A 23,080-nucleotide genomic window follows, 5' to 3' on the forward strand; every position below is an offset into this window, starting at 1 on the left:
CCCAGACATGCAGCGCAGCAAGACCTACCGCGCGGCGGCCGAGTCGTTCGACAAGGACGAGATCCACGCCCCGCTGGCCGCGATCAAGATCGCCAAGACCACCAGCAAGAAGAAGTTCGACGAGACCGTCGACGTCGTGATGCGCCTCGGCGTCGACCCCCGCAAGGCCGACCAGATGGTCCGCGGCACGGTCAACCTGCCCCACGGCACCGGCAAGACCGCCCGCGTCCTCGTCTTCGCGAACGGCGACAAGGCCGAGGCCGCCCGTGAGGCCGGCGCCGACGTCGTCGGCGGCGACGACCTCATCGAGAAGGTCTCCGGCGGTTGGCTCGACTTCGACGCCGTCGTGGCGACCCCCGACATGATGGGCAAGGTCGGCCGTCTCGGCCGCGTGCTCGGCCCCCGCGGCCTCATGCCGAACCCGAAGACCGGCACCGTCACCCCCGACGTGGCCAAGGCCGTCACCGACATCAAGGGCGGCAAGATCGAGTTCCGCGTGGACCGTCACGCCAACCTGCACTTCATCATCGGCAAGGCCTCGTTCTCCGAGACCCAGCTGGCCGAGAACTACGCCTCGGCGCTCGAGGAGGTGCTGCGGCTCAAGCCCGCCAGCTCCAAGGGCCGCTACATCAAGAAGGTCACCGTCTCGACGACCATGGGCCCCGGTGTCCAGGTCGACCCGAACCGCGTGAAGAACGTCGCCTCCGACGACGAGGCCACGGCCTGAGCGCTGCGGTCCCGCGCGCCGCTGGCGCGTGACCGGCCTGACGACGAAGGCCCGGCGCCCCCGCGAGGGGGCACCGGGCCTTCGTCGTACGCCGGGGGCGCCGGCTCAGCCGCTGAGCGACTCGGCGGCCGCGAGCGCCACGCAGGTGGCGACGCCGGCCATCGCGGTCCCGACCTCGCCCAGCGAGGGGAAGGTGGGGGCCAGGCGGATGTTGCGGTCGCGGGGGTCCCGGCCGTGGGGGAAGGACGCCCCTGCCGGGGTCAGGGCGATGCCGGCCGCCTTCGCCAGCTCCACCACCCGCGACGCGGTGCCGTCGAGCACGTCGAGGTTGACGAAGTAGCCGCCGGTGGGACGGGTCCACTCCGCGACGTCGAGGCCCTCGAGCTCGGCGGTGAGGGCCGCGTCGACGGCGGCGAACTTCGGCGCGATGATCTCGCGGTGCTTGCGCATGTGCGCGCGCACCCCGTCGGCGTCGCCGAAGAACTCGGCGTGGCGCAGCTGGTTGACCTTGTCGGGGCCGATGGAGGCCATGCCGAGGTGGCGCAGGAACCACGCCTTGTTGGCCTCCGAGAGCGCCACGACGGCGACACCGGCGCCGGCGTAGGTGATCTTGGAGGTCGAGGCGAACATGATCGGGCGGTCGGGGTGGCCGGAGGCGGCGGCGAGGCTGAAGGCGTCGGCGCTCTTGACCTCGGCGTCGGTGAGGTGGTGCACCGCGTAGGCGTTGTCCCAGAAGACGCGGAAGTCGGGCGCGGCGGTCGGCATCGCCATGAGTCGCGCCGCGACCTCCTGGGAGCACACCGAGCCCGAGGGGTTGGCGTAGGTGGGCACGATCCACAGCCCCTTGACGCTCGGGTCGTCGGCGACCAGGGCGGCGACGGCGTCGACGTCGGGGCCGTCCTCGTGCATCGGCACCGTCACCATCTCGATGCCGAAGTCGGCCAGCATGGAGAAGTGGCGGTCGTAGCCGGGCACCGGGCAGACGAACTTCACGACCTCCTCGTCCTTCCAGGGGCGGTCGACGCCCGGCGCCCCCCACAGCAGGAGGTCGGTGACGACCTGGTGCATCAGGGTCAGGCTGGAGTTGCCCTGGCACAGCACCTGGGCGGTCTCGACGCCGAGGAGGTCGGCGAAGATCTCACGCAGCTCCAGGAGGCCCTCGAGACCGCCGTAGTTGCGCACGTCGGTGCCGGCCCGGTCCGTGGTGGTCGTCGGCAGCGAGAGCAGCCGGTCGGAGAGGTCGAGCTGCTCGCTCGACGGCTTGCCGCGGGTCAGGTCCAGCTTCAGGCCGCGGGCCTGGAGGGCGGCGTAGTCGTCGGCGCGTGCCGAGCGGTAGGCCGCGAGGTCGTCGGCGGACAGGGTGCTGAGCGGGGCTCGCTGGGTCATGCCCCGATCCTGCCAGCGTCGCGGGCCGCGGGCACGCGCGGTCCGTGGCGGGAGGGGGGCCGGTGCCGGCGTCGGGAGGGGTGCGGTGCCGGCGCAGCAGCGGGCCGCCCGCGATTTGGGTGCGCCCCGCCGCGCGGCGTAGTGTTCTGCCTTGTAACCAGAGACCGCCGGTTGTCGTGTCGCACCAGCAGCACGATCGAAGGCTCCGCGAGAGCGGACGACCCGCGCAGGATGCAGAGCAGCTGATCGCAACGATCCCCGCCCTGAGCCTGCGCTCGGGGCGTTCGTCTTTTCCGGGGATCGGGCGGTGGTCTCCCAGATCGGAAGGAGACCCATGTCGCGAGCTGACAGGCAGGCGGCTGTCGCGGAGATCGTGGAGTCGTTCAACGACGCCGCGGGCGCCGTGCTGACCGACTACCGCGGTCTCACCGTGAAGCAGCTGCAGGAACTGCGGCGCTCCCTCGGCGAGAACGCCAACTACGCCGTGGTCAAGAACACGCTGGCCAAGATCGCCGCCAACGAGGTGGGCATCTCCGGCTTCGACGACCTGCTCGCCGGCCCGACCGCGATCGCCTTCATCCAGGGCGACGTCGTCGAGGCGGCCAAGGGTCTGCGTGACTTCGCCAAGGCCAACCCCGCCCTGATCATCAAGGGCGGTGTCCTCGACGGACAGCCCCTCGACGCCGCCGAGATCGCCAAGCTGGCCGATCTCGAGTCGCGCGAGGTGCTCCTGGGCAAGATGGCCGGCGCCATGCTGGCCAGCCTCAGCCAGGCCGTCTACCTGCTCAACGCCCCCCTCGCCCAGGCCGCCCGCGTCGCGGGTGCGCTCCAGGCGAAGGCCGAGCAGGACCCCTCGATCCTCGCAGGTGGTGCCGGCACGCCGGCCGCCGCCGAGGAGGCCCCGGCCGAGGCTCCGGCCGACGCCGATGCCCCCGCCGACGAGGCGCCCGCTGCCGCGGACGCCTCTGACGAGGGCGACGCCACCGAGGCCTGATCCGTCCAGGATCCGGCTCCGGCTACCCACCACCTGAAACCCGGCCCGGCGCGCGAGCGTCGAGCCACCGAATGGAAGGAACCGCCACCATGGCGAAGCTCACCACCGACGAGCTCCTCGACGCGTTCAAGGAGATGACCCTCATCGAGCTCTCCGAGTTCGTGAAGCAGTTCGAGGACACCTTCGGCGTCACCGCTGCGGCCCCGGTCGCCGTGGCCGCCGCCCCCGCTGCCGGCGGCGCCGCCGGCGGTGCGGCCGAGGAGGCCCAGGACGAGTTCGACGTCATCCTCGAGGCTGCCGGCGACAAGAAGATCAACGTCATCAAGGAGGTGCGCGCCCTCACCTCGCTCGGCCTGAAGGAGGCCAAGGAGCTGGTCGAGGCCGCGCCGAAGGCCGTCGTCGAGAAGGTCGACAAGGCCACCGCCGACAAGGCCAAGGAGGCCCTCGAGGGCGCCGGGGCCACCGTCTCCCTGAAGTGACCTCGGCGTGACCCCTGCGGTCACGCCACCGCCGGCCCCGGCCGGCACCGCTGCACCCGCTGGGGGCGGCTCCGCGCACGACGTGCGCGGGGTCGCCCCCAGCGTCGTTCCGCGACGTCTCCGCCGTCGCGCCCGGCGCCCTCGCGCGAGGCGGGCCCGGTCCGGTGTGCCGACCGGTCGGGTGCACGGTCGTGCACCGGGTCTCGGGTCGGTCTCGGTTCCTGGGTTCGCCGTGACGGAGGTGACAATATTGCGTAACCTCACCGCGGTAACCCCGTTGTTACTCATCAGTGTGCTGCGCGGATTGGGACGCGCGTCACGCGGAGGCAGCGGTCGGACGGTCGAGGGGAGATGCACGTCATGGGCGTGGAGATCAAGGTCAACGAGCTCACGAAGTCGTTCGGCAAGCAGCTCATCTGGGGCGACGTCACGCTCACCATCCCGGCCGGGGAGATCTGCGTCATGCTGGGCCCCTCCGGCACCGGCAAGTCGGTCTTCCTCAAGACCCTGATCGGGCTGCTCAAGCCCGACCGGGGCTCGATCATCATCGAGGGCACCGACATCGCCTCGTGCTCTGAGCGCGAGCTCTACGAGATCCGCAAGCTCTTCGGCGTGCTGTTCCAGGACGGCGCGATGTTCGGCTCGATGAACCTTTACGACAACATCGCCTTCCCGCTGCGCGAGCACACCAAGAAGTCGGAGTCGGAGATCCGCGCGATCGTCATGGAGAAGATGGACCTCGTCGGCCTCATCGGCACCGAGGACAAGCTGCCCGGTGAGATCTCCGGCGGCATGCGCAAGCGCGCGGGCATCGCGCGCGGCCTGGTCCTCGACCCCGAGATCGTGCTCTTCGACGAGCCCGACTCCGGCCTCGACCCCGTGCGCACCGCGTTCCTCAACCAGCTCATCGTCGACCTCAACGCCCAGATCGACGCGACCTTCCTCATCGTCACCCACGACATCAACACCGCCCGCACGGTGCCCGACAACATCGGCCTGCTCTACCACAAGCACCTGGCGATGTTCGGGCCCCGCGAGATGCTGCTGAGCTCCGACGAGCCGGTCGTGCGCCAGTTCCTCAACGCCCAGCGGGTCGGCCCGATCGGCATGTCGGAAGAGAAGGACGCCGACGAGCTCGCCGCCGAGGCCGACCAGGAGCTCCCGCCGATCCCGCCGATCCCCATGCAGCTCGAGCCCTCCAACGGCATCGCCCGGCGCTCCCAGCGCGAGCCGGGCGCCTGGTGCCGGGAGAACGGCATCACCCCGCCCCCCGGCTCCTTCGAGGACAACATGTCCATGGTCACCGGGGTCTGAGGTGGCATCTGGCACCGCCACCCGGGTCCTCGCCCCGATCGGCACCGCGGGCAAGCTCTTCGCCTTCGGTCTCGACGTCGGGCGCGGGCTCTTCCGACGTCCCTTCCAGCTGCGCGAGTTCCTGCAGCAGGCGTGGTTCATCGCCTCGGTCACCATCATCCCGACGGCGCTCGTGGCCATCCCCTTCGGCGCGGTCATCGCGCTGCAGGTGGGCGGCCTGATCAAGCAGTTCGGTGCGCAGTCGTTCACCGGCTCCGCGGCCGTCCTGGCGGTGGTGCGGGAGGCCGGGCCCATCGCCACCTCGCTGCTCATCGCCGGGGCCGGCGGGTCGGCCATCGCGGCCGACCTGGGCGCCCGCAAGATTCGCGAGGAGCTCGACGCGATGATGGTGCTGGGCATCGACCCCATCCAGCGCCTGGTCGTCCCCCGGGTGCTGGCGTGCATGCTCGTCGCGGTCTTCCTCAACGGCCTGGTCAGCGTGGTCGGGGTGGCCGGCGGCTACGTCTTCAACGTCGTCCTCCAAGACGGCACACCAGGGGCCTACCTAGCGAGCTTCACCGCGCTCGCCCAGCTGCCCGACCTGTGGCAGGGCATGATCAAGGCGCTGGTCTTCGGGCTGATCGCCGCCATCGTGGCCTGCTACAAGGGCATGAACGCCGGTGGCGGCCCCAAGGGCGTCGGCGACGCCGTCAACGAGTCGGTCGTCATCACCTTCATGCTCCTGTTCCTCGTCAACTTCGTGATGAGCGCGATCTACCTCCAGCTCGTCCCCCCGAAGACGGGATAGCCCATGGCCTCCGTGAAATCGGTCTACGAGCGCCCGCTCAAGACCCTCGACAACCTCGGCTCCGAGCTCGCCTTCTTCATCAAGGCACTGGCCTGGACCCCGCGCACGATCCGGCGCTACAAGAAGGAGATCCTCCGCATCCTCGCGGAGGTGACCCTCGGCTCCGGATCGCTGGCCGTCATCGGCGGCACCGTCGGCGTCATCACCGCCATGTGCTTCTTCACCGGCACCGAGGTCGGCCTCCAGGGCTACGCCGCGCTCAACCAGATCGGCACCGCCGCGCTGTCGGGCTTCGTCTCGGCCTACTTCAACACCCGCGAGATCGCGCCCGTGGTGGCGGCGATCGCGCTGGCGGCCACCGTCGGCTGCGGCTTCACCGCGCAGCTGGGAGCCATGCGGATCTCCGAGGAGGTCGACGCGCTCGAGGTCATGGCGATCCCGTCGCTGCCGTTCCTGGTGACCACCCGCATCGTCGCCGGGCTCATCGCCATCGTGCCGCTCTACGTCGTGGGCCTGTTCATGTCGTACTTCGCGACGCGGCTGACGATCACGCAGTTCTTCGACCAGAGCACCGGCACCTACGACCACTACTTCTTCCTCTTCCTGCCACCCGGCGACGTGCTGTGGTCCTTCGGCAAGGTGCTGATCTTCGCCGTCGTGGTGATCCTGGTGCACTGCTACCACGGCTACAACGCCTCCGGCGGACCCGCCGGCGTGGGCGTGGCCGTGGGCCGCGCGGTGCGCACGAGCATCGTGGCCATCAACGTCATCGACCTCTTCCTGTCCATGGCGATCTGGGGCACGACCACGACGGTGAGGTTGGCGGGCTGATGGCGATCCTCAAGTACGTCAAGATCCTCGGCGTGGTCTTCCTGGCCCTCGCCGTGGGGGCGGTGTGGCTGACCTACGCCGTCTTCACCAAGAAGTTCACCGACTACCAGGAGGTCTCGCTGGAGACCTCCAGCATCGGCCTGCAGCTGCCCAACCGCGCAGACGTGAAGATCCGTGGCGTCATCGTGGGCGAGGTGCTCGACGCCGAGACCACCGCCTCAGGAGCCACGCTCACGCTGGGGATCTTCCCCGACGAGATCGACACCATCCCCGCCGACGTGACCGGCTCGATCGTGCCCAAGACCCTCTTCGGCGAGAAGTACGTCTCCCTGGTGGTGCCCCAGGACCCCGCCCGCGACCACATCGAGGCCGGCGCGACCATCGACCGCACCGTGGTTTCCACCGAGGTCGAGCAGGTGCTCTCCGACCTCTACCCGCTGCTGCGCACCGTGCAGCCGGCCGAGCTCAACATGACGCTCAACGCGCTTGCCACCGCGCTCGAGGGTCGCGGCGAGGACCTCGGCGAGACGATCGAGACCCTCGACGCCTACCTCAAGCGCTTCAACCCCCAGGTCCCGGCCCTCGTCGAGGACCTGCGCCTGACGGCCGAGGTCTCCGACATCTACGCCGACGTGCTCCCGGAGGTCGGTCAGATCCTGCGCAACACGATCACGACCACCTCGACCCTGGAGGACCGCGAGGAGCGGTTGCAGGCGGTCTTCACCGACGTCACCGCCTTCTCCGACACCACCCGCGGCTTCCTGGAGACCAACGGCGACAATCTCATCCGTCTCGCCGACCTCTCCGTGCCCCAGGTCGGGCTGCTGGCGAAGTACGCCCCGGAGTTCCCCTGCCTGCTGGGCGGGGTCGTCAACGCCGGCTCGCGGCAGGCCGAGGCCTTCCGCGACTACACCCTCCACATCGTGCTCGAGACGATCCCCAACCAGCCCCGCAAGTACACCGCCGCCGACGCGCCCCGCTTCGGCGAGTCGCGGGGTCCGAGCTGCCTCAACCTGCCGAACCCGCCCTGGGACCAGGACAACCCGCTGCGCTCGGTGCCGAACTTCGACGACGGTGTCGACGAGCCGACCGGCAAGGGCACCTCGCGCGTCGCGCCGAGCTACTGGCTGCGCTCCGGCGACGGCTACGCCGGCAGCGCGGCCGAGACCGACCTGATCAACTCGCTGCTGGCGCCCGGCATGGGCGTGGCGGCCGACGACGTGCCCGACCTCGGCGGCCTGCTCGTCGGTCCGCTGGCGCGCGGCGCGGAGGTGGAGCTGCGATGAAGCTGCTGGACAAGAAGACCACGGGCGACCTCGTCCGACTGCTGATCTTCATCGTGGTGACGACCCTGGCCACGGGACTGCTGGTCATCACGATCGGCAACATCTCCTTCAAGCCCAGCACCGACTACCGCGCGGTCTTCGTCGACGCCACCGGCGTGGTCAAGGGCGACGACATCCGCGTCGCCGGCGTCAAGGTCGGCTCGGTCAAGGACGTGCAGATCGTCGACCGCACCCGCGCGGTCGTCAGCTTCTCGGTCGAGGAGGACGTGCGCCTGACCGGGGCCACCCAGGCCAGCATCCGCTACCGCAACCTCGTCGGGCAGCGCTACATCTCGCTGACCGAGGGCGTCGGCGACACCCAGCCGCTCAAGGACGGCGACACCATCGAGGTCGCCAACACCTCGCCCGCCCTCGACCTGACCGTGCTCTTCAACGGCTTCAAGCCGCTCTTCCAGGCGCTGTCGCCCTCCGACATCAACAAGCTCTCCTACGAGGTCGTGCAGGTCTTCCAGGGCGAGGGCGGCACGCTCGAGAGCCTGCTGGCCTCGACCGCCTCGGTGACCAAGACACTGGCAGCGCGCGACGACGTCATCAGCGCCCTCATCGAGAACCTCGACGGCGTGCTCGACAACCTCGGAGACCGCGACCAGCAGCTGAGCCAGCTCATCATCAACTTCCGCCAGCTCGTCGGCGGGCTCAAGGACGACCGCGTGGCCATCCTCGACTCCCTCGACCAGATCTCCGAGCTGTCGGTGCAGACCGCGGGCCTGGTCTCGGGCATCCGCGAGCCGCTGACCGAGGACGTGAAGCAGCTGCGGCGCTTCGCCGGCAACATCAACGCCAACCGCGGCGAGCTCGACCGGGCGCTCCAGGTGCTGCCGATCAAGCTCAACAAGGTCGGCCGCACGGCGACCTACGGCTCGTACTTCAACTTCTACCTGTGCCAGTTCCAGGGCCGGGTGCGACTGCCGGGCGGCTCGAGCGTGCCGCTCACCTACAACACCGGGGGAGCGAGGTGCGACCTCGGATGAGTCCCGCCGCCCACGCACCGACACCGACACCGACACCGACCAGCGACACGACCACGAGGGGAGCCCGGCGATGAGCAAGCCCTTCCGGGAGCGCAACCCCGTGATGATCGGCGCGATCAGCATGGCCGTGATCGTGCTGATGGTCCTCGCCGCCTTCCGTGCGCAGGACCTGCCGCTCATCGGCGGGGGAGACACCTACTACGCCGCCTTCTCCGAGTCCGGCGGCCTCAAGGTCAACGACGAGGTGCGGATCGCCGGTGTCCGCGTGGGCAAGGTCGAGAGCATCGAGCTCGACGGCGACCAGGTGATGGTCGGGATGCGGGTCGACACCCCCTCGGAGTTCGGCCCCGACACCCGGGCCGCGATCAAGGTCAAGACCCTGCTTGGGGCGATGTTCGTGTCGCTGGAGCCGGCCGGCTCCGGCCAGCTCGAGGAGGGCTCGACCATCCCGGTCGCGCGCACCAGCTCGCCCTTCAACGTGGTCGACGCCTTCGAGGGCCTGGCCGAGACCTCCGAGGGCATCGACACCGACCAGCTCGCCCAGTCGCTCACCACCTTGGCCGACCTGACCCGCAACACCCCCGAGGAGTTCAAGGGGGCTCTCGACGGCGTCTCGGCGCTCTCGACCAACATCGCCGCCAAGAACGACCAGATCAACAGCCTGCTCAAGAACCTCCAGCGGGTCTCGTCGGTGCTCGACGACCGCGACGAGGACATCGTGGCGCTCATGCAGGACGGCGACGTCCTCTTCCGGGCCCTCATCGCCCGCCGTGACGCCGTCCACCGGTTGCTGGTCTCGACCTCGACGCTCTCGCGCGAGCTGACCACGCTCGTGCGCGACACCCGCAGCGACCTCAAGCCGGCCCTCGACCAGGTCGAGGACGTGCTGGCCGTGCTGAACAAGAACGAGGACAACATCGACAACGCGATCCGCCTGGCGGCGCCGTTCTACCGGGTCTTCGCCAACACCCTCGGCAACGGCCCCTGGTTCGACACCTACATCCAGAACTTCCCGCCCGTGCCCGACCTCGCCAACGGAGGTGGTCTGGGATGAACGTCCTCCAGCGGCTCATCGCCCCGGTGATCCTGCTGCTCGTCGTCGTCACCGCCGTGGTGTTCCTGACCGGTCGCGAGGAGCTCAAGACCCTCACCGCCCACTTCCCGCGCACCGTGTCGATCTACGAGGGCAGCGACGTGCGCGTGCTCGGGGTGCCGGTCGGCACGGTCGACACCGTGACCCCGTCGGGCACCGACGTGGTCGTCACGATGTCCTACGACGCGGAGGTGAAGATCCCGGCCGACGCGAAGGCCCTCATCGTCGCCCCGGCGGTCGTGGGTGACCGCTACATCCAGCTGACCCCGACCTTCGCCGAGGGCGACAAGGAGATCGGCGACGAGGAGATCCTGGGCGAGGACCGCACCGGCGTGCCGCTCGAGCTCGACCAGATCTACTCCAGCATCGACGAGCTCACCGTGGCCCTGGGCCCCAACGGCGCCAACGCCGAGGGCGCCCTCACCGACCTGCTCCAGGTCACCGCCCGCAACTTCGGCGGCGAGGGCGAGCAGCTCAACCAGACCATCTCCGACTTCGGCAAGCTGTCGACGACCCTCGACGACAACAAGGAGGAGCTCTTCGCCTCGGTCAACGAGCTCGAGAGCTTCATCGGCACGCTGGCCCGCAACGACCAGACGGTGCGCGACTTCAACCAGTCCCTCGCGGGCGTCTCCGAGGTCCTCGCCGGCGAGCGCCAGGAGCTGGCCTCGTCGCTGGCCAACCTGTCGACCGCTCTCGGCGAGGTGTCGACCTTCGTCGAGACCAACCGCGAGGTGCTCGGTCGCGACATCGAGGGCCTCAACCGCGTGGCCAAGGTCCTGGTGCGCCAGCGGGCCGCGCTGGAGGAGACCCTCGAGGTGGCGCCCCTGGCGCTGAACAACCTCGCCCTCACCTACAACCCGCAGGCCGGCACCCTCGACGTCAGCGCCAACATCCAGAACGCCCTGGGTCAGATCCAGAACGATCCCGCGTTGCTGCTGTGCACGATCGTCGACCAGGCCGACTCGACGGGCAACCTGTGCGACCTCCTCGACGGCGTGCTCCCGCGCCCGGGGGCGCTCAAGGCCCTGCGCGGCGGTGGAGACGGGGCCGCCCGCAGCGGTCCGCTGTTCGACTCCTCGCTCGGTGGACTGGTGGAGGTGCCCTGATGAGGCGACACGCGACACGACCCGCCGAGCGCCGCCGCCCGGTGCGCCGCGGCGCCCGGGCCCTGGTGGGCCTGGCGCTCGGCTCGATGCTGCTGAGCGGCTGCGACTTCGACGTCTACCAGATCCCGCTGCCCGGCGGCCCCGACGTGGGCGACAACCCGATGGAGATCGAGGTCGTCTTCTCCGACGTGCTCGACCTCGTCCCCCAGTCGACGGTCAAGGTCAACGACGTCACGGTGGGCCAGGTCAAGGACATCGAGCTGGAGGACTACGCCGCCACGGTGACGCTGGAGATCCAGGACGGCACCGAGCTGCCCGCCGACGCCGTGGCCACCATCCGCCAGACCAGCCTGCTCGGCGAGAAGTTCGTCTCCCTGGCCGCGCCCACCGACGGCGGCAGCGGCCGGCTGGAGGACGGCGACGAGATCCCGATCGAGCGGACCGGGCAGAACCCCGAGGTCGAGGAGGTGCTGGGTGCGCTGAGCCTGGTGCTCAACGGCGGCGGCGTCGCCCAGCTCAAGACCATCGCGGGAGAGCTCAACAACGCCCTGGAGGGCCGCGAGGACTCCGCCCGCTCCGTGCTGACCCAGGTCGACACGCTGGTGAGCAACCTCGACGACAACAAGGCCGACATCGTCGACGCGATCGAGTCCCTCAACCGGCTCGCGCTCGCGGTGAAGAAGGAGCAGCCGACGATCAACGCCGCGCTCGAGGAGCTGCCGAGCGCGATCACCTCGCTCGACCGCCAGCGCGACGACCTCGTGCGCATGCTCCAGTCGCTGAACCGGCTGGGCGACGTGGGCGTGCGGGTCATCCGCGCCTCCAAGGCCGACACCATCGAGGTGGTGCGCCAGCTCCAGCCCGTGCTGGGGCAGCTGGCCGCCTCGGGCGACAACTTCGTCAAGGCCTTCAACGTCTTCCTCACCTACCCCTTCGTCGACGAGGTCGTCGGCCGCGACCCGCAGGTCGCGCGCAACCTGCAGGTCGGCGACTACACCAACCTGTCGGTGCAGCTCGACCTCGACCTCTCCCTCGGCATCACCGGCATCCCCACCGAGCTGCCGACGCTGCTGCCCACCGAGCTCGACCCGACCGCGATCGTCGACAACGTGCTCAAGTGCCTCCAGAGCGGCGACCTCACGAGCAAGGCCTGTCGCGACGTGCTCAACACCCCGGCCGCGCTGCTGGAGCTGCGCGAGCTGTGCCGCAAGCCGAAGAACAAGGACAAGGCCGTGTGCACGCTGCTCAACCAGGTGCCCGGGCTGCCCGAGCTCCCCGGGCTGCCCGACCTCCCCGGCCTCGGCGGCAGCACCGGCGGCGGCGGCCTGCTCGACGGCCTGCTGCGCCCGGGCGCGCTGCCCGGCGACGGCACCGCCTCGCAGGCCTTCGGCGAGCGCGGCCCGACCATGCAGGAGATGACCCAGATGTTCGATCCCGGCCTGGTCCAGCTGCTCGTGCCCGCGGCGGTGGTCCGGTGATCACCCGTCGCACGAAGATCCAGCTGCTGGTCTTCGTCATCATCACCATCGTCGGCGTGAGCTACGTCGGGGCCCGCTACGCGCGCCTCGACCGGCTGTTCTACGACAGCTCCTACACCGTCGTGGCGCACTTCCCGGAGTCCGGCGGCATCTTCGCCGGCGGCGAGGTGACCTACCGCGGCGTCGGCATCGGCAAGGTCGAGAAGCTCGAGCTCACCGACAGCGGCGTCGACGTCTACCTCGACATCGAGAACCGCTACGACTCGATCCCGGCCGACACCCTCGCCCTGGTCGGCAACCGCTCCGCCGTGGGCGAGCAGTACGTCGAGCTCCAGCCGCGGACCGACTCCAAGCCCTACCTCTCCGACGACTCCCAGATCGACGTCGCCGACACCGAGACGCCCATCCGCACCGAGAAGCTGCTGGAGGACCTCTCCGACACCGTCTCCTCCGTCGACCGGCCGGCCCTCAAGACGACGATCACCGAGCTGGGTGCGGCGTTCTCCGGGACCGGCGAGGACCTCCAGCGGATCCTCGACACCGGCAACTCCTTCATCCAGGCCGCCGACGACAACTTCGAGGTCACCACCGACCTCATCCGCGACGCCAACACGGTGCTCGGCACCCAGATCGACTCCGAGAGCTCGATCCGCACCTTCGCCGACCAGCTCGGCCTCTTCAGCGACACCCTCGCCGACGCCGACCCCGACCTGCGCCGCCTCATCGACAATGCCAGCCCCGCGGCCACCCAGCTGCGGCGCCTGATCGAGGACAACCAGGTCGAGCTCGGCGACCTCATCAACAACCTCATCACCACCGGCGAGGTGGTCACGCGACACCTCGACGGCATCGAGCAGCTCCTCGTGATCTACCCCTACGTCGTCGAGGGCGGCGTCACGGTGGTCTCCAAGTCGCCTGACACGGGTCTCTACGACGCCCACTTCGGCCTGGTGCTGACCCCGGCGCAGCTCTGCGAGCGCGGCTACCAGGGCACCGACACCCGCCCGCCCGACGACCGGGGCAACCGTCCGCTCAACGTCGACGCGCGCTGCGACGAGCCCCCGACGGTCACCAACCCCCGCGGCGCGCAGAACGCGCCCCGTCCGGCCGCCGACTACTCGGCTCCTGCCGCGACCTACGACCCCGGGACCGGCGAGCTGGTCTGGGGCGCCGAGCGTGCGCAGCGTCTGGAGAGCCGGGGTACGGTGGCGCCTCCGACCTTGGGAGAGGAGTCGTGGAAGTGGCTGTTCCTCCAGCCCCTGATGTCTCAGGACTGACGGACGACAGCCGCACCGACGACCCCGCACGCACCGAGCCGGCACCAGCGCCCTCCCGCGCGTCGGCGCGGTTCCGGTTCGCCCTGCTGGTGGTCCTCGTCGCGGTCGCGCTGGCCTCGGTCGCCTCGCTGGTGACGCTGGCCGCGACCCGCGCCGACGGTGGCCTGGGCGAGCGCCTGGGCAGCCTCGTCGGGTCCTCCGACGACGGCGAGCAGGCCCAGCGCGAGGAGGTCATGGACGCCGCGACCCAGTTCGTGCTCCGCCTCAACAGCTACGGCCCCGACGACCTCGACGACTCCGGTCAGATGCCGGGCTACCGCGCCTCGGTGTCGGAGGTCATCACGCCGAAGTTCCGCACGGAGTTCGAGCAGAGCGTCAACCTCGCCGAGCAGACCGTGGCCCAGGCCGACCTCGAGCGCACGTGCGACGTCTTCGCCTCGGGGGTCTCCTCGATGGACGAGGACTCCGCCGAGGTGCTCGTCGCCGGGGAGTTCACCAACACCTACACCCAGGCCGACGACGGCGAGCCCTTCCAGGACCGGCCGGCGCAGTTCCGCCTCGTCGTCACCGTGCTCCTGGTCGACGGCGAGTGGCTGGTCGACGACTTCGTCCCCGCGACCGGCGACGGCGTCGAGCTGCCCTCGGGCGCTGCTCCCGGCGCCTCCACCGCGCCGTCGCCGGGCCAGGGCGGCGGCAGCGGACGACCGAGCGGAGGAGCCACCCCGTGACCCCGAGCTGGTACGACGTCCTGGGCGTCGACCCCGACGCGAGCACCGACGAGGTGCGCGCCGCCTGGCGCGCCGCCATCGCCGACCTCGACCCCGCCGACCGGCGCTTCCGCTCGCTCAACCAGGCCGCGGAGGTGCTGCTCGACCCCGAGCGCCGCGCCGCCTACGACGCCACGCTCGAGCCCGACGCCGACGCCGACGCCGACGCTCACACCGACGCCCACACCCACACCGGCACCGACACCGACACCGACACCGACGCAGCGGACGGCGGCACCGCTGCGCCGGTCACCACCCGTGTGCCCTCGGGGCCGCGCCCGCCGCGCAGCCCCCGGGTCGTCCCGGGCTGGTCGCTGGTGGTGGCGGGGGTGCTCGCGGTGGCGCTGGCGGCGCTGACCGTCCTGGCCCTCGTCAGCCCGGCCGCCTCCGGCGAGGCCGACGCGGAGGAGGCCCGCGAGGTGGCGGTCCGCGCGATCGTGCCGGTGCTGTCCTACGACTACCGCTCGATGGACGAGAGCGCGGCGGCGGCGAGCACCTACATGACCTCGGCGTTCAAGACGCGCGACTACGACCCGCTCTTCGCGGTGCTCCAGGAGAACGTCGCCGAGACCGAGACCGTGGTCGAGGCCGAGGTCGTCGACTCCGGCGTCGTGCGCACCGGCGAGGACCGCGTCGAGGTGCTGCTCTTCGTCGACCAGCCCACCACCAACGTGCGCTTCACCGAGCCGCAGACCTACCAGAACCGGGTGGTAGTCACCATGGTCAAGGACGGCGAGGACTGGCTCATCGACAAGCTCGTCACCACCGGCGCCGGCCCGGCCGCGGGGGAGTAGCGCGCAGCCGTCGGCGACCGGACCGTCCACAGCCTCGCCGCGGCGGTGCTTGACCTCGCCGGTGCCGGCAGTCATCATCGTCGCGAACGCTCACCTGCGAGGTGCCTGCCGCAGTTGTCGCGCGCCCTCTGTTCGGGTACTGTTGCGCTTTGCGCCTGCCCTCAGATGCCCTCAGCCTTCCCGGTGGCTGACGTGTGGTCGGTCGGCGCCTCTCGCCCAGCGTTCTCTCGAAGGACTCCCTCTTGGCCGCGCGCAGCACCACTGCCTCCTCCGTCGCAAGCAAGTCCCGCATCTCGTTCGCGAAGATCACCGAACCGCTCGAGGTGCCGCAGCTCCTCTCCCTCCAGACCGACAGCTTCGACTGGCTCGTCGGCAACGAGAAGTGGGACGCCGTCGTCGAGCGTCGCCGCTCCGAGGGCGAGGACGTCTCCAGCAAGTCCGGTCTGCAGGAGATCTTCGAGGAGATCTCGCCGATCGAGGACTTCTCCGAGACCATGTCGCTCTCGTTCGAGAACCCGGTCTTCTACGACCCCAAGTACACCGTCGACGAGTGCAAGGAGAAGGACTTCACCTACTCCGCACCGCTCTACGTCTCCGCCGAGTTCACCAACAACGACACCGGTGAGATCAAGGGCCAGACGGTCTTCATGGGTGACTTCCCCCTGATGACCGACAAGGGCACGTTCATCATCAACGGCACCGAGCGTGTCGTCGTCAGCCAGCTCGTCCGCTCGCCGGGCGTGTACTTCGAGCGCTCGGCCGACAAGACGTCCGACAAGGACATCTACACCTCCAAGATGATCCCGAGCCGCGGCGCGTGGCTGGAGTTCGAGATCGACAAGCGCGACATGGTCGGCGTGCGCCTCGACCGCAAGCGCAAGCAGAACGTCACGGTGCTCCTCAAGGCGCTCGGCTACACCAACGAGCAGATCCGCGAGGAGTTCGGGCAGTACGAGTCGATGATGCTGACCCTGGAGAAGGACAACACCCAGGGCCAGGACGACGCGCTGCTCGACATCTACCGCAAGCTGCGCCCGGGCGAGCCGCCGACGCGCGAGGCCGCCCAGACGCTGCTGAACAACTACTACTTCAACCCCAAGCGCTACGACCTGGCCAAGGTCGGTCGCTACAAGATCAACAAGAAGCTGGGGCTGACGCAGGCGTTCGACCAGCAGACGCTGACCGTCGAGGACATCGTCGCCGCGATCAAGTACATCGTCGCGCTGCACGACGGCCAGGAGCAGCTGGAGACGCCCCAGGGCGAGCTCCCGATCTCCCCCGACGACATCGACCACTTCGGCAACCGCCGCATGCGCACCGTGGGCGAGCTGATCCAGAACCAGCTCCGCACCGGCCTGGCGCGCATGGAGCGGGTCGTGCGCGAGCGGATGACGACCCAGGACGTCGAGGCCATCACCCCGCAGTCGCTGATCAACATCCGCCCCGTCGTCGCGGCGCTGAAGGAGTTCTTCGGCACCTCGCAGCTGAGCCAGTTCATGGACCAGACCAACCCGATCGCGGGCCTGACGCACAAGCGTCGCCTCTCCGCGCTGGGTCCCGGTGGTCTGTCCCGTGACCGCGCCGGCATGGAGGTCCGCGACGTCCACCCGTCGCACTACGGCCGCATGTGCCCGATCGAGACCCCTGAGGGTCCCAACATCGGTCTGATCGGCTCGCTGGCCTCCTACGGCCGGATCAACCCGTTCGGCTTCGTGGAGACGCCCTACCGCAAGGTCGTCGACGGCACCGTCACCGACCAGATCGACTACCTCACCGCCGACGACGAGGACCGCTTCGTCATCGCCCAGGCCAACGCGGCCATGGACGACGCCGGGAAGTTCGTCGAGGAGCGCGTGCTGGTGCGCCAGCGCGACGGCGAGGTCTCGGAGATCCTGGCCGACGAGGTCGACTACATGGACGTCTCGCCGCGCCAGATGGTGTCGGTCGCGACCGCGCTGATCCCGTTCCTCGAGCACGACGACGCCAACCGCGCGCTCATGGGCGCCAACATGCAGCGCCAGGCCGTGCCGCTCATCAAGAGCGACTCGCCCTTCGTCGGCACGGGCATCGAGTTCCGCGCCGCCGTCGACGCCGGTGACGTCGTCACCGCGACCGCCGCCGGTGTCGTCTCGTCGGTCTCGGCCGACCTGATCGAGACCATGAACGACGACGGCACCTACTCCAGCTACAAGCTGGCGAAGTTCCGCCGCTCCAACCAGGGCACCTGCATCAACCAGCGCCCGCTGGTCGCCGAGGGCGACCGCCTCGAGGTCGGCAGCCCCATCGCCGACGGCCCCTGCACCGACGACGCGGAGATGGCGCTGGGCACCAACCTGCTCGTCGCCTTCATGCCGTGGCAGGGCCACAACTACGAGGACGCGATCATCCTCAGCCAGCGCCTGGTGCAGGAGGACGTCCTCACCTCGATCCACATCGAGGAGCACGAGGTCGACGCCCGCGACACCAAGCTGGGCCCCGAGGAGATCACCCGCGACATCCCCAACGTCTCCGAGGAGATGCTGGCCGACCTCGACGAGCGCGGGATCATCCGCATCGGCGCCGAGGTGCAGACCGGCGACATCCTCGTCGGCAAGGTGACCCCGAAGGGCGAGACCGAGCTGACCCCCGAGGAGCGCCTGCTGCGCGCGATCTTCGGCGAGAAGGCGCGCGAGGTGCGCGACACCTCGATGAAGGTGCCCCACGGTGAGTCCGGCACGGTCATCGGCGTCCGGGTCTTCGACCGCGAGGACGGCGACGAGCTGCCCCCGGGCGTCAACCAGCTGGTCCGCGTCTACGTCGCCCAGAAGCGCAAGATCTCGGTCGGCGACAAGCTGGCCGGTCGTCACGGCAACAAGGGCGTCATCGCCAAGATCCTGCCGATCGAGGACATGCCGTTCATGGAGGACGGCACCCCCGTCGACGTCGTGCTCAACCCGCTGGGTGTGCCGCGACGCATGAACATCGGCCAGATCCTCGAGCTCCACCTCGGCTGGCTCGCCAAGCAGGGCTGGGACCTCGACCTGTCGGACGACAAGAACGACGCCGACTGGAAGCAGCGCCTGATCAAGATCCACGCCGACAAGGCCGCCGCGAACTCCAAGGTCGCGACCCCGGTCTTCGACGGTGCGCGCGAGGACGAGATCACCGGCCTGCTCGGTGCGACCATCCCCAACCGCGACGGCGTGCGGATGATCGACGAGACCGGCAAGGCCGACCTGTTCGACGGCCGCTCCGGCGAGCCGTTCCCCGACCCGGTCTCGGTCGGCTACATGTACATCCTCAAGCTGCACCACCTCGTGGACGACAAGATCCACGCGCGCAGCACCGGCCCCTACTCGATGATCACGCAGCAGCCCCTGGGCGGTAAGGCCCAGTTCGGCGGCCAGCGGTTCGGCGAGATGGAGGTCTGGGCGATGGAGGCCTACGGCGCCGCCTACGCCCTGCAGGAGCTGCTCACGATCAAGTCCGACGACGTCCCCGGACGCGTCAAGGTCTACGAGGCGATCGTCAAGGGCGAGAACATCCCCGACTCGGGCATCCCCGAGTCGTTCAAGGTGCTCGTCAAGGAGATGCAGTCGCTCTGCCTGAACGTCGAGGTCCTGAGCCAGGACGGCTCGTCGATCGAGCTGCGCGACGCGGAGGAGGACGTCTTCCGCGCCGCCGAGGAGCTGGGCATCGACCTGTCGCGTCGCGAGCCCAGCAGCGTCGAAGAAGTCTGAGCGTGACGGCGGGGCGCCCCCAGCGGCGCCCCGCCCCCGCCAGTCCACGACTCGTTTCACACAGATCTAACGAAGGACAACAGCCACCGTGCTCGATGTGAACTTCTTCGACCAGCTTCAGATCGGCCTGGCCACCGCGGACGACATCCGCACCTGGAGCCACGGCGAGGTCAAGAAGCCGGAGACCATCAACTACCGCACGCTCAAGCCCGAGCGTGACGGCCTCTTCTGCGAGAAGATCTTCGGTCCCACCCGGGACTGGGAGTGCTACTGCGGCAAGTACAAGCGCGTGCGCTTCAAGGGCATCATCTGCGAGCGCTGCGGCGTCGAGGTGACCCGCTCCAAGGTGCGTCGCGAGCGCATGGGCCACATCGAGCTGGCCGCTCCCGTGACGCACATCTGGTACTTCAAGGGCGTGCCCAGCCGGCTGGGCTACCTGCTCGACCTGGCCCCGAAGGACCTCGAGAAGGTCATCTACTTCGCGGCCTACATGATCACCTCCGTCGACGAGGAGGCCCGCCACAGCGACCTCTCCTCGCTGGAGAACAAGGTCGGCCTGGAGCGCGAGCGCCTCGAGAAGCGTCGCGACCAGTCGCTGGAGGACCGCAGCAAGAAGCTCGAGGAGGACCTCGCCGCGCTCGAGGCCGAGGGCGCCAAGGCCGACGCCCGCCGCAAGGTGCGCGACGGCGCCGAGCGCGAGATGAAGCAGCTGCGCGACCGTGCGCAGCGCGAGATCGACCGCCTCGACGAGGTGTGGAACACCTTCAAGTCCCTCAAGGTCCAGGACCTGATGGGCGACGAGATGCTCTACCGCGAGATGAAGAACTGGTTCGGCAAGTACTTCGAGGGCCACATGGGCGCCACGGCGATCCAGAAGCGCCTCCAGGACTTCGACATCCCCGCCGAGGTGGAGTCGCTGCGCGACACCATCGCCAACGGCAAGGGCCAGAAGAAGGTCCGCGCGCTCAAGCGCCTCAAGGTCGTCGACGCCTTCCGCAAGACCGGCAACAAGCCCCAGGGCATGGTCCTCGACGCCGTCCCGGTGATCCCGCCGGACCTGCGCCCGATGGTGCAGCTCGACGGTGGCCGCTTCGCGACCTCCGACCTCAACGACCTGTACCGCCGCGTCATCAACCGCAACAACCGCCTCAAGCGGCTGCTCGACCTCGGCGCGCCCGAGATCATCGTCAACAACGAGAAGCGGATGCTCCAGGAGGCCGTCGACTCGCTGTTCGACAACGGCCGCCGCGGTCGTCCCGTCACCGGCCCGGGCAACCGGCCGTTGAAGTCGCTGTCCGACATGCTCAAGGGCAAGCAGGGCCGCTTCCGTCAGAACCTGCTCGGCAAGCGCGTCGACTACTCGGGCCGCTCGGTCATCGTCTCGGGCCCGCAGCTCAAGCTGCACCAGTGCGGTCTGCCCAAGCAGATGGCGCTCGAGCTGTTCAAGCCCTTCGTGATGAAGCGCCTGGTCGACCTGTCGCACGCGCAGAACATCAAGTCGGCCAAGCGCATGGTCGAGCGCGCCCGTCCGGTCGTGTGGGACGTGCTCGAGGAGGTCATCACCGAGCACCCGGTGCTGCTGAACCGTGCGCCCACGCTGCACCGCCTCGGCATCCAGGCCTTCGAGCCCCAGCTGATCGAGGGCAAGGCCATCCAGATCCACCCGCTCGTCTGCTCGGCCTTCAACGCCGACTTCGACGGCGACCAGATGGCGGTGCACCTGCCGCTGTCGGCCGAGGCCCAGGCCGAGGCCCGGATCCTGATGCTGTCGACCAACAACATCCTCAAGCCGTCGGACGGCCGTCCGGTGACCATGCCCACCCAGGACATGATCATCGGCCTGTTCTTCCTGACGACCGACCGTGAGGACCAGGTCGGCGACGGCCGGGTCTTCTCCTCCCCGGCCGAGGCGATCATGGCCTTCGACCGCGGCGAGATCTCGATCCAGAGCAAGGTCCGCATCCGCCTCGACGACATCGTCCCGGCCGCCGACCAGGCCCTGCCCGAGGACTGGGAGCAGGGTCAGCCGCTCATCGTCGAGACGACGCTGGGTCGCGCCCTCTTCAACGACACGCTGCCCGCCGACTACCCCTTCGTGAACTACGAGGTGGGCAAGAAGCAGCTCGGCGCGATCGTCAACGACCTTGCCGAGCGCTACACCAAGGTCGAGGTGGCCGCCTCGCTCGACGCGCTGAAGGACGCCGGCTTCCGCTGGGCGACCTTCTCGGGTGTCACCGTCTCGATCGACGACGTCACCACCCCCGCCGACAAGCTCCAGATCCTCGAGAGCTACGAGGCGCAGGCCGCCAAGGTGCAGAAGCAGTTCGAGCGCGGTCTGGTCACCGACGACGAGCGTCGTCAGGAGCTCGTCGAGATCTGGACCGAGGCCTCGAAGAAGGTCGGAGACGCCATGGAGAAGGCGTTCTCGAAGTCGAACCCCATCTACATGATGGTCGACTCGGGTGCGTCCGGAAACATGAACCAGATCCGTCAGGTCGGCGCCATGCGTGGTCTGGTGGCCAACCCGAAGGGCGAGATCATCCCGCGCCCGATCAAGGCCAACTTCCGCGAGGGCCTGACCGTGCTGGAGTACTTCATCTCCACCCACGGTGCCCGCAAGGGTCTGGCCGACACCGCCCTGCGCACCGCCGACTCGGGCTACCTCACCCGTCGTCTGGTCGACGTCTCGCAGGACGTCATCATCCGTGAGGACGACTGCGGCACCGAGCGCGGTCTGCCCAAGGTCATCGGCGAGCGCCGTCCCGACGGCACCGTGGTCAAGCACGAGAACGCCGAGACCGCGGCCTACGCCCGCTCGGCGGCCACCGAGGTCACCCACCCGGAGACCGGCGAGGTGCTGGCCACCGCGGGCGAGGACCTGGGCGACGTCAAGATCGGCGAGCTGGTCGAGGCCGGCATCGAGTCGGTCAAGGTCCGCTCCGTGCTGACCTGCGACGCCCGCACCGGCACCTGTGCCAAGTGCTACGGCCGCTCGCTGGCGACCGGCAAGCTCGTCGACATCGGCGAGGCCGTCGGCATCATCGCGGCCCAGTCGATCGGTGAGCCCGGCACGCAGCTGACCATGCGCACCTTCCACACCGGTGGTGTGGCCTCGGCCGACGACATCACGCAGGGTCTGCCCCGCGTGGTCGAGCTCTTCGAGGCCCGCTCGCCCAAGGGTCTGTCCCCGATCTCGGAGGCCGCCGGCCGCGTCGAGATCGAGGAGACCGACAAGGCGCGCAAGGTGCTGGTGACCCCCGACGACGGCTCCGACGTCATCGAGTACGTCGTCAGCCGCCGCTCGCGCCTGCTCGTCGGCGACGGCGACCACATCGAGGTCGGCCAGATGCTGACGCTCGGCACGCCCGACCCGAAGGAGGTGCTGCGCATCCTCGGCGTGCGTCGCACCCAGCAGCACCTCGTCGACGAGGTCCAGCAGGTCTACCGCAGCCAGGGCGTGTCGATCCACGACAAGCACATCGAGATCATCGTGCGGCAGATGCTGCGCCGGATCACGGTCATCGAGTCGGGCGACACCAACCTGCTGCCCTCCGACCTGGTCGACCGCGTGCTCTTCGAGGAGGAGAACCGTCGCGTGGTCTCCGAGGGCGGCAAGCCGGCCTCGGGTCGTCCCGAGCTCATGGGCATCACCAAGGCCTCGCTCGCGACCGAGTCGTGGCTCTCGGCGGCCTCCTTCCAGGAGACCACCCGCGTGCTCACCGACGCCGCGATCCACGGCCGCTCCGACTCGCTGCGCGGCCTGAAGGAGAACGTGATCATCGGCAAGCTGATCCCGGCGGGCACCGGCCTGGAGCGCTACCGCAACATCCGGGTCGAGCCCACCGAGGAGGCACGGGCCGCGGCGTACTCCGTCACCGGCTACGACTCCTACGACTACGAGTTCGGCAACGCCGGAGCCGGCCAGGCCGTCGCCCTGGACGACTTCGACTTCGGGTCGTACCAGAACTGACCCCGGCGTAGTCCCGCACCACCGCCGGACCCCCGTCG

17 protein-coding genes are annotated in these 23,080 nt (G+C 69.4%); 16 read left to right on the top strand and 1 reads right to left on the bottom strand.

Annotated elements, in window-relative coordinates; genetic code table 11:
- Nucleotides 1-7: 7 nt before the first annotated feature.
- Nucleotides 8-727 carry a 50S ribosomal protein L1 gene (gene rplA, locus LPA27_RS09855; RefSeq protein WP_056864788.1) on the top strand — a complete coding sequence of 240 codons (720 nt, stop codon included), beginning with the start codon at nucleotides 8-10 and terminating at the stop codon, nucleotides 725-727.
- A 105-nt stretch (nucleotides 728-832) separates the two neighbouring features.
- Here the strand turns inward: rplA and LPA27_RS09860 are convergent, their stop codons facing one another.
- The gene (locus LPA27_RS09860) at nucleotides 833-2,113 is read right to left on the bottom strand and encodes an aminotransferase class I/II-fold pyridoxal phosphate-dependent enzyme (protein WP_228942307.1); all 1,281 of its coding nucleotides are present in this window, start codon (nucleotides 2,111-2,113) and stop codon (nucleotides 833-835) included.
- 334 nt (nucleotides 2,114-2,447) lie between these two features.
- On the opposite strand from LPA27_RS09860, the gene rplJ reads away from it, so the two are divergent.
- The 15 genes from rplJ to LPA27_RS09935 all read left to right on the top strand — a co-directional run bounded on the left by rplJ (nucleotide 2,448) and on the right by LPA27_RS09935 (nucleotide 23,042).
- Nucleotides 2,448-3,107, top strand: coding sequence for a 50S ribosomal protein L10 (rplJ, locus tag LPA27_RS09865; RefSeq protein ID WP_056864786.1), 660 nt, complete (start codon nucleotides 2,448-2,450; stop codon nucleotides 3,105-3,107).
- Between the two features lie 89 nt (nucleotides 3,108-3,196).
- The gene (gene rplL / locus LPA27_RS09870; RefSeq protein ID WP_056864785.1) at nucleotides 3,197-3,586 is read left to right on the top strand and encodes a 50S ribosomal protein L7/L12; all 390 of its coding nucleotides are present in this window, start codon (nucleotides 3,197-3,199) and stop codon (nucleotides 3,584-3,586) included.
- Nucleotides 3,587-3,946: 360 nt separating this feature from the next.
- Entirely contained in the window at nucleotides 3,947-4,900 is a 954-nt protein-coding gene (locus LPA27_RS09875) for an ABC transporter ATP-binding protein (protein ID WP_056865225.1), read from the top strand.
- 1 nt (nucleotide 4,901) lies between these two features.
- Nucleotides 4,902-5,687 (top strand): MlaE family ABC transporter permease, encoded by a 786-nt coding sequence (locus LPA27_RS09880; RefSeq protein ID WP_056864784.1) that lies wholly within the window; start codon nucleotides 4,902-4,904, stop codon nucleotides 5,685-5,687.
- A gap of 3 nt (nucleotides 5,688-5,690) precedes the next feature.
- Nucleotides 5,691-6,518, top strand: coding sequence for an MlaE family ABC transporter permease (locus LPA27_RS09885; protein ID WP_056864783.1), 828 nt, complete (start codon nucleotides 5,691-5,693; stop codon nucleotides 6,516-6,518).
- On the top strand, nucleotides 6,518-7,804 hold the full coding sequence (locus LPA27_RS09890; RefSeq protein WP_193662011.1) for an MCE family protein: 1,287 nt from the start codon (nucleotides 6,518-6,520) through the stop codon (nucleotides 7,802-7,804). Before LPA27_RS09885 ends, LPA27_RS09890 begins: the two co-directional genes overlap by 1 nt.
- The gene (locus LPA27_RS09895; RefSeq protein ID WP_228942308.1) at nucleotides 7,801-8,835 is read left to right on the top strand and encodes an MCE family protein; all 1,035 of its coding nucleotides are present in this window, start codon (nucleotides 7,801-7,803) and stop codon (nucleotides 8,833-8,835) included. Before LPA27_RS09890 ends, LPA27_RS09895 begins: the two co-directional genes overlap by 4 nt.
- 70 nt (nucleotides 8,836-8,905) lie before the next feature.
- Nucleotides 8,906-9,889, top strand: coding sequence for an MCE family protein (locus tag LPA27_RS09900; RefSeq protein WP_056905349.1), 984 nt, complete (start codon nucleotides 8,906-8,908; stop codon nucleotides 9,887-9,889).
- Nucleotides 9,886-11,037, top strand: a complete 1,152-nt coding sequence (locus tag LPA27_RS09905) for an MCE family protein (RefSeq protein ID WP_228942309.1) — start codon at nucleotides 9,886-9,888, stop codon at nucleotides 11,035-11,037. Before LPA27_RS09900 ends, LPA27_RS09905 begins: the two co-directional genes overlap by 4 nt.
- Nucleotides 11,037-12,515: an MCE family protein gene (locus LPA27_RS09910; protein ID WP_193662014.1), complete on the top strand. Its 1,479-nt coding sequence runs from the start codon at nucleotides 11,037-11,039 to the stop codon at nucleotides 12,513-12,515. The genes LPA27_RS09905 and LPA27_RS09910 overlap by 1 nt, the downstream gene beginning before the upstream one ends.
- Nucleotides 12,512-13,792, top strand: coding sequence for an MCE family protein (locus LPA27_RS09915; protein ID WP_228942310.1), 1,281 nt, complete (start codon nucleotides 12,512-12,514; stop codon nucleotides 13,790-13,792). Before LPA27_RS09910 ends, LPA27_RS09915 begins: the two co-directional genes overlap by 4 nt.
- Nucleotides 13,756-14,520, top strand: a complete 765-nt coding sequence (locus LPA27_RS09920) for a hypothetical protein (RefSeq protein WP_228942311.1) — start codon at nucleotides 13,756-13,758, stop codon at nucleotides 14,518-14,520. The genes LPA27_RS09915 and LPA27_RS09920 overlap by 37 nt, the downstream gene beginning before the upstream one ends.
- A complete protein-coding gene (locus LPA27_RS19260; RefSeq protein WP_267477201.1) occupies nucleotides 14,517-15,353 on the top strand; it encodes a J domain-containing protein in 837 nt (278 codons plus the stop codon). The genes LPA27_RS09920 and LPA27_RS19260 overlap by 4 nt, the downstream gene beginning before the upstream one ends.
- A 242-nt stretch (nucleotides 15,354-15,595) precedes the next feature.
- A complete protein-coding gene (gene rpoB / locus LPA27_RS09930) occupies nucleotides 15,596-19,072 on the top strand; it encodes a DNA-directed RNA polymerase subunit beta (protein ID WP_228942312.1) in 3,477 nt (1,158 codons plus the stop codon).
- Between the two features lie 88 nt (nucleotides 19,073-19,160).
- Nucleotides 19,161-23,042, top strand: coding sequence for a DNA-directed RNA polymerase subunit beta' (locus LPA27_RS09935; RefSeq protein ID WP_228942313.1), 3,882 nt, complete (start codon nucleotides 19,161-19,163; stop codon nucleotides 23,040-23,042).
- Nucleotides 23,043-23,080: the final 38 nt, after the last annotated feature.

Source organism: Nocardioides sp. Leaf374 (assembly GCF_916862475.1).
In the GTDB taxonomy this organism is placed as follows: Bacteria; Actinomycetota; Actinomycetes; order Propionibacteriales; family Nocardioidaceae; genus Nocardioides; species Nocardioides kribbensis.

Coding starts and splice junctions, on each gene's coding strand:
- rplA (WP_056864788.1), top strand. CDS start 8: ATGCAGCGCAGCAAGACCTACCGCGCGGCGGCCGAGTCGTTCGACAAG.
- LPA27_RS09860 (WP_228942307.1), bottom strand. CDS start 2,113: ATGACCCAGCGAGCCCCGCTCAGCACCCTGTCCGCCGACGACCTCGCG.
- rplJ (WP_056864786.1), top strand. CDS start 2,448: ATGTCGCGAGCTGACAGGCAGGCGGCTGTCGCGGAGATCGTGGAGTCG.
- rplL (WP_056864785.1), top strand. CDS start 3,197: ATGGCGAAGCTCACCACCGACGAGCTCCTCGACGCGTTCAAGGAGATG.
- LPA27_RS09875 (WP_056865225.1), top strand. CDS start 3,947: ATGGGCGTGGAGATCAAGGTCAACGAGCTCACGAAGTCGTTCGGCAAG.
- LPA27_RS09885 (WP_056864783.1), top strand. CDS start 5,691: ATGGCCTCCGTGAAATCGGTCTACGAGCGCCCGCTCAAGACCCTCGAC.
- LPA27_RS09890 (WP_193662011.1), top strand. CDS start 6,518: ATGGCGATCCTCAAGTACGTCAAGATCCTCGGCGTGGTCTTCCTGGCC.
- LPA27_RS09895 (WP_228942308.1), top strand. CDS start 7,801: ATGAAGCTGCTGGACAAGAAGACCACGGGCGACCTCGTCCGACTGCTG.
- LPA27_RS09900 (WP_056905349.1), top strand. CDS start 8,906: ATGAGCAAGCCCTTCCGGGAGCGCAACCCCGTGATGATCGGCGCGATC.
- LPA27_RS09905 (WP_228942309.1), top strand. CDS start 9,886: ATGAACGTCCTCCAGCGGCTCATCGCCCCGGTGATCCTGCTGCTCGTC.
- LPA27_RS09910 (WP_193662014.1), top strand. CDS start 11,037: ATGAGGCGACACGCGACACGACCCGCCGAGCGCCGCCGCCCGGTGCGC.